Raw genomic sequence first — 6,617 nt, forward strand, 5'->3', positions numbered from 1 at the left:
GGCTATTCTCCCGCTCCGCCGGAGGCGTTCGGCACCGGGTCGCCGGTCAGCCGCTCGACGGCCGCGTACGCGCTCGCGATGGTGGCCGGGATGCCGACGCCGTCGTAGGCCGCGCCGCACACCGCGAGGCCGGGCAGCTTGCCGACGTGTTCGCGGACGCGGGCCACGCGCGCGTGGTGGCCGACCGGGTACTGGGGCAGGCCGTCGGTCCAGCGGGTGACCCGGGTGGCGAGGGGCTCGGCGTCGAGGCCGGTCGCCTCGCGCAGGTCGTGGCGCGAGACGTCCACGAGGCCGGCGTCGTCGCGCTCCAGGATCGTCGTCTCGCCGTACCGGCCCACCGAGGTGCGCAGGACCAGCACGTCCGGGTTCTCGTCGGCGATCCAACCCCACTTCTGGGAGGCGAAGGTGGACGCCTTGATGGTGCGGCCGTCGACCGGCGGCACCAGGAAGCCGCTGCCCTGGGGGAGTTCGATGTCCGCTCGGCGGTAGGCGAGGGTGATCAGGGCCATCGAGGCGTACTCGACGGCGCCCAACTCGGCTGCGGCGCCCGGCGCTTCGGGCCGGAGCAGCTCGGCGGCGACCGGGGCGGGTACGGCGACGATCACGCCGTCGGCGACGATCACGCGCTCTCCGGCGACGACCCGCCAGCCCGATGCCCCGCTCCGGCGCAGCTCCGTCACCGGTGTGCCGGTGACGATCTCGGCGCCCCGCGCGCGGACCGACTCGGCGACGGCGAGCGGCAGTTGGCCCACTCCGCCCTGGATGCCCATGAAGACCGGGCCGGTCTGCTGTGCGGCGGCGGCGCGCTCCTGGATGCCCCGGACGGCCTCGGTGAGGGAGTCGTGGGTCTGCGCGGCCTGGAACAGCTGCGGGACGGCGGAGCGCATCGAGATGCGGTACGCGTCGCCCGCGTAGACACCGCCCAGGAGGGGCTCGACGAGGCGGTCGACGACCTCGCGGCCGAGGCGTGCCGCCACGTACTCGCCGACCGCGACGTCGTCGCCGACCTCCGTGCGGGGCAGGTCGGCGTCGCGCTCGATGCGGGCCAGGCCTTCTTCCGAGAGCACCCCGGAGAGCGCGGACGCCGTGCCGGGGACGCCCATGACATGGCCCTTGGGCATGGGGCGCAGGGCACCCCGGGTCCAGATCGACGCGGTGGCCGTGGCGGGCGGCTGGAGGCGGTCGGTGAGGCCCACCTCGCGGGCCAGCGCGACGGCCTCGGGGCGGCGGGCCAGCATCGACTCGGCGCCGAGGTCCACGCGGGCGCCCGCGATCTCACCGGGCAGCAGCTTGCCGCCGACCCGCTCCGACGCCTCGACGACGGTCACGCGCACGCCTCTGTCCAGCAGCCGGTGTGCGGCGGCCAGCCCCCCGATCCCGGCGCCGATGACGACGACATGCCCTGTGCCCGTACGAGTCTCCACTTCGCGCATGCCCCCAGCCTCTCAGACCCGACTGACAGTCCGGCTCCGGCCCGGTGTCCGGTGCGAGTCCCGACCGTGACCGCATCGGGACCGTTTCCGGCCAACGTCCCGGCCGGTCCCGGCGTCGAAGGAGCGTCAGTCGTCACGACGACCCTCGGGGGTAGCGACACATGCGCACACGACACTCCATACGGCCGATCCAGGCCCTGGCCGGACTCCTGCTGGCCTCGGTGCTCGCGCTGGCCGGGTGCAGCGGCGCGAACGACAAGAGCGCCACGGCCAGCGACGCGGGCGCGGGGGCCGACAGCAAGGCCGCCGCTCCACAAGAGGGCGCGTCCGGCAGCGGCAACGCCCGGAACACCAAGACGGCACCCAAGCTCACCGCGAGCAGCATCATCCGTACGGCCTCGCTGTCCGTGCGGGTCAAGGACGTACCGAAGGCGCTCGACGAGGCACGTACCACCACCGAGAACGCGGGCGGGTTCGTCGGCAACGAGTCCACCAGCCTCGACGGACAAGGGCACGAGCGCACCCGGGTCGTCCTGCGGGTGCCCACCGACAAGTACGACGAGGTCCTCACCGACCTGGAGGGCGCGGGCAAGCTCCTCGACCGGACCGCGAAGGCGCAGGACGTCACCGATCAGGTCGTGGACGTGGAGAGCCGCATCACCTCGCAGCGGGCCAGCGTGGCACGCGTGCGTGAACTGATGGACCGGGCCACCAGGCTCAGCGATGTGGTGCAGCTGGAGGGCGAGTTGAGCACCCGCGAGTCCGACCTGGAGGCGCTGCTCGCCCAGCAGGCCTCCCTGAAGGACCGCACCGGCCTGGCCACCATCACCCTGTCCCTGTCGCAGACCCCGGTGGCGAAGGCCGCCGCGAAGGACGACACCCCCGGCTTCGTGGACGCCGTGGCGGGCGGCTGGCACGTCTTCGTGACGATGCTGCGCTGGATCGCCCTGGCGCTCGGCGCGGTCCTGCCGTTCGCGGCCGTGGCGGCGCTGGCGCTCGTCCTGTGGCTGCGTCTCGTACGGCCGCGCCGGGCCGCGGCCGCGCCGGCGGCCACCGCGGTGGGCCCGCTGCCGGTGGCCCGTCCGGTACGGCCGGAGGAGGAAGGCGGGCAGGACTGAAATGACCGGTCCCCGTAGCGTGTTCGCATGAACATGAGCCGTGCGAGGGGTACCCGGGAACGACTGGTCGTCATCGGCGGCGACGCCGCGGGCATGTCCGCGGCGTCGCAGGCACGTCGCCTCAAGGGGCCGGACGAGCTGGAGATCGTGGCCTTCGAGCGCGGCCACTTCACCTCGTACTCGGCGTGCGGCATCCCCTACTGGGTGGGCGGCGACGTCTCCGCACCGGAGGAGTTGATCGCCCGCACCCCCGAGGAGCACCGCGAGCGCGACATCGACCTGCGCATGCGCACCGAGGTCGTGGAGCTCGACGTCGCGGGCGGGCGGGTACGCGCGCGTGACGTCGATTCCGGGGCCGAGTCCTGGACGTCGTACGACAAGCTCGTGATCGGGACCGGCGCGCGGCCGATCCGCCCGGACATGCCGGGCGTGGACGCGCCCGGGGTGCACGGGGTGCAGACGCTCGACGACGGGCAGGCGCTGCTCGACTCGCTGGCACGCACGCGTGGGCGTCGTGCCGTGGTGGTCGGGGCCGGGTACATCGGGGTCGAGATGGCGGAGGCGTTCGTCAACCGCGGGTATGACGTGACCGTCGTCAACAGGGGCAAGGAACCGATGTCCACGCTCGACCCGGACATGGGGCGGCTGGTGCACAAGGCAATGGAGGGCCTGGGCATCACCATGGTCGACGACGCCCGGGTCACCGAAGTGCTCACCGGGGACGACGGGCGGGTGCGGGCCGTGGTCACGGAGGACGCGGAGTACCCGGCGGACGTGGTGGTCCTGGGGATCGGCGTACGCCCGGAGACGACGCTCGCGAAGGCCGCCGGGCTGCCGGTCGGGCAGCACGACGGGCTGCTCACCGACCTGGCGATGCGGGTGCGCGGGCACGAGAACATCTGGGCAGGCGGCGACTGCGTCGAGGTGCTCGACCTGGTCTCCGGGCAGGAGCGGCACATCGCCCTGGGGACCCACGCGAACAAGCACGGGCAGGTCATCGGCACCAATGTGGGCGGCGGTTACGCCACCTTCCCCGGGGTCGTCGGTACGGCCGTGAGCAAGGTGTGCGACCTGGAGATCGCCCGTACCGGGCTGCGCGAGAAGGACGCCCACCGCGCGGGCCTGCGGTTCGAGGCGGTCACCATCGAGTCGACCAGCCGCGCGGGCTACTACCCGGAGGCCGCCCTGATGACGGTGAAGATGCTCGCCGAGCGCCGTACCGGCCGTCTCCTGGGCGTGCAGATCGTCGGCCGGGAGGGCGCCGCGAAGCGTGTCGACATCGCGGCGGTCGCCCTCACGGCCCGTATGACGGTGGAACAGATGACGGCCCTGGACCTGGGGTACGCCCCGCCGTTCTCACCGGTGTGGGACCCGGTCCTGGTGGCGGCCCGAAAGGCGACCGCCAAGGTCCAGGCCGGCCTGCGCTGAACGTGCTTACGCGGTTCCGTTGATGCGGTCTATGGCCTGCCGTGCCTGCTCGGCCGGCGGCCTGGCGGGCAGCGAGGACACCGACGCGCTCGGCGGCACCATCGCGGCGGGCTGCGCCCCGGCCGGCTTCGCGTGGGCGCCCAGCGCGTTGGACCTCAGCCGGTTGCTCACCGCCTCGTCCAGGGTCACCGGCCGCTGCATCTGCGCGGCGAGCCGGCCCGCCTCCTGACCGAGCCTGGCGACGTCCTCCCAGGGGAGGCGCACCACCAGGGAGATCTCGGCCTCGCCGTCGGGCGTGGCGGTCATCTGAGGAGAAATTCGGTCGTTCATCGCCTGTTCCTCACGTCGTCCCCGCGACACGCCTTCCCCGCGCCGCGGGCGGTTGAGGAGACATACGCACAGGCGGACGGCGGTGTTCACCGGTTCGCCGCGCGTATCGCGGGCACTAATCCCTTGTGGTCATCCCCGTCCATGACGTGAACCCGGTGCGCCGCACCCCCTGGGTGACGTATGCGCTCATCGCCGCGAACGTGCTCGTCTTCCTGTCCACACCCGGAATGGCGGGTTCTGTGGCGGGCGGCAGCGACCTCTCCCAGCTGTGCCATCTACAGGCGTTCCTGGACCACTACGCGGCCGTACCGCGGGAGTTGATCCACCACCAGATGCCGCAGCTCGTCCCGACCGGCGCCGTCCAGGCCGGCCCCGGCGGCCCGACCTGCGCGGCCGGCCCACCGGGCTACGACAAGTCGGCGCCCCTGAGCGTCTTCACCGCGATGTTCCTGCACGGCAGCTGGATCCACCTGCTGGGCAACATGCTGTTCCTGATGATCTTCGGCAACAACGTCGAGGACCGCATGGGCCACATCCGCTTCACGCTCTTCTACGTGGTCTGCGGTTACGCGGCGGGCTACGGCTTCGCGCTGCTCAACGACGACTCGGCCGACCCGCTGATCGGCGCCTCCGGGGCGATCGCCGGTGTGCTGGGCGCCTATCTGGTGCTGTACGCGAAGGCCAGGGTGTGGGTCCTGGTGCCGTTCCTGCTCTTCCTGCCGCTGCGCCTGCCGGCCTGGCTGGTGCTGGGTTTCTGGTTCGTGCTCCAGGCGTTCTACTCGTCCGGCGAGGGCGTCTCCGACGCGGGCACGGTGGCATACGAGGCGCATGTCGTCGGGTTCCTGGTGGGCATGCTGCTCGCCTGGCCGCTCAAGGCGGGCACGCCCCCGCCGCCGGAACCGCGCGGCCTGCTGTTCGGCAGGCGGGCGAGGCCCCGGCACACGTGGTGAGCGCTGTTATCGGACCGTCTGCGTGTGGACGTACTCGACGAGCCGGGTGAGCGCGTCCGGATCGGTGGACGGCATCACGCCGTGCCCGAGGTTGAAGATGTGGCCTTCCAGGTCCTTCGCCGAGTCCAGGACCTCGCGGGTCTTCGCCTCGACGGCCTCCGTGGGGGCGAACAGGACGGCCGGGTCGAGGTTGCCCTGAAGGGCCTTGCCCGGGCCGACCCGGCGGGCAGCCTCGTCCAGCGCGACGCGGTAGTCGACGCCGACGACGTCCGCTCCGGCCTCCCCCATCAGGCCGAGCAGCTCGCCGGTGCCGACGCCGAAGTGGATGCGGGGGACGCCGTAGCCCTCGACCGCCTTGAGGACCTTCGCGGAGGCGGGGAGCACCGAGCGGCTGTAGTCGGCCGGGGAGAGGGCGCCGGCCCAGGAGTCGAAGAGCTGGACGGCGCTGGCGCCCGCCTCGATCTGGACCTTGAGGAAGGCTGCCGTGATGTCGGCGAGGCGGTCGAGGATGTCGGCCCACAGCTCGGGGTCGCCGTACATGATCGCCTTGGCGTTCTCGTACGTGCGGGACGGGCCGCCCTCGATGAGGTAGCTCGCGAGGGTGAACGGTGCGCCGGCGAAGCCGATGAGGGGGGTCGAGCCGAGCTCGGCGGTCAGCAGGCCGATGGCCTCCGTGACGTAGGAGACGTCCTCGGGGGTGAGGTCGCGGAGCTGGGCGAGGTCGGCGCGGGTGCGGATCGGGTTCGCGACGACCGGGCCGACGCCGGGCTTGATGTCGAGGTCGATGCCAATGGCCTTGAGCGGGACGACGATGTCGCTGAAGTAGACGGCCGCGTCCACGTTGTGCCTGCGCACCGGCTGGAGGGTGATCTCGGCGACCAACTCGGGCCGCGTGCAGGACTCCAGCATGGGGATGCCCTCGCGCACCTTGTGGTACTCCGGCAGCGAGCGCCCGGCCTGCCGCATGAACCACACGGGTGTGTGCGGAACGGGCTCACGCCTGGCCGCCTTCATGAAGGCGGAGTCGTAAGTGGCGGTCGGCTGCTGGCCCGCGGGGCTCTGGTTGGCACTCACGGGGCCAAGTCTCGCACGGCGCCAGAAGGCGATTACACGGTGTGCTGAGCGGAAGAGCGGGTGTCTAGTCCCGCACGATGCCTCCGTTCCCCTTAATCTTCCCGCATGGCTGCGGCTCAGGGACGATTGTCGGATGGCGCTGACGGGATGGACGACTCCGGCCGTGGAGAACACCCTGTCCGCCTGGAGCCGCACCGCCACCCACGACCAACTAGAAGCCGGGCCCAGCCTCGACGACCTCGGCGGCCCAGCCGCTGTCGCCGCCGAAGCATCCCAACTGGCAA

6 protein-coding genes are annotated in these 6,617 nt (G+C 72.1%); 3 read left to right on the plus strand and 3 right to left on the minus strand.

The genetic code is table 11. From position 1 onward, the window contains the following. Nucleotides 1–2: 2 nt before the first annotated feature. The gene (gene hemG, locus ACNFOC_RS23920) at nucleotides 3–1,433 is read right to left on the minus strand and encodes a protoporphyrinogen oxidase (protein ID WP_416961151.1); all 1,431 of its coding nucleotides are present in this window, start codon (nucleotides 1,431–1,433) and stop codon (nucleotides 3–5) included. Nucleotides 1,434–1,594: 161 nt separating this feature from the next. On the opposite strand from hemG, the gene ACNFOC_RS23925 reads away from it, so the two are divergent. Further along, on the plus strand, nucleotides 1,595–2,551 hold the full coding sequence (locus ACNFOC_RS23925; protein ID WP_416961152.1) for a DUF4349 domain-containing protein: 957 nt from the start codon (nucleotides 1,595–1,597) through the stop codon (nucleotides 2,549–2,551). 27 nt (nucleotides 2,552–2,578) lie between these two features. Continuing rightward, nucleotides 2,579–3,979, plus strand: a complete 1,401-nt coding sequence (locus ACNFOC_RS23930; protein ID WP_416961153.1) for an FAD-dependent oxidoreductase — start codon at nucleotides 2,579–2,581, stop codon at nucleotides 3,977–3,979. Between the two features lie 6 nt (nucleotides 3,980–3,985). Here the strand turns inward: ACNFOC_RS23930 and ACNFOC_RS23935 are convergent, their stop codons facing one another. Beyond that, nucleotides 3,986–4,309 carry a hypothetical protein gene (locus ACNFOC_RS23935; protein WP_384164709.1) on the minus strand — a complete coding sequence of 108 codons (324 nt, stop codon included), beginning with the start codon at nucleotides 4,307–4,309 and terminating at the stop codon, nucleotides 3,986–3,988. A gap of 125 nt (nucleotides 4,310–4,434) precedes the next feature. Here ACNFOC_RS23935 and ACNFOC_RS23940 point away from each other — a divergent pair, with 125 nt between their 5' ends. Then, the gene (locus tag ACNFOC_RS23940; protein ID WP_416961154.1) at nucleotides 4,435–5,259 is read left to right on the plus strand and encodes a rhomboid family intramembrane serine protease; all 825 of its coding nucleotides are present in this window, start codon (nucleotides 4,435–4,437) and stop codon (nucleotides 5,257–5,259) included. A gap of 6 nt (nucleotides 5,260–5,265) precedes the next feature. Here the strand turns inward: ACNFOC_RS23940 and hemE are convergent, their stop codons facing one another. Continuing rightward, complete coding sequence (gene hemE / locus ACNFOC_RS23945) at nucleotides 5,266–6,333, minus strand: uroporphyrinogen decarboxylase (protein WP_416961155.1); 1,068 nt, start codon at nucleotides 6,331–6,333, stop codon at nucleotides 5,266–5,268. Nucleotides 6,334–6,617: the final 284 nt, after the last annotated feature.

This window comes from Streptomyces colwelliae (genome assembly GCF_048158785.1).
In the GTDB taxonomy this organism is placed as follows: domain Bacteria; phylum Actinomycetota; class Actinomycetes; order Streptomycetales; family Streptomycetaceae; genus Streptomyces.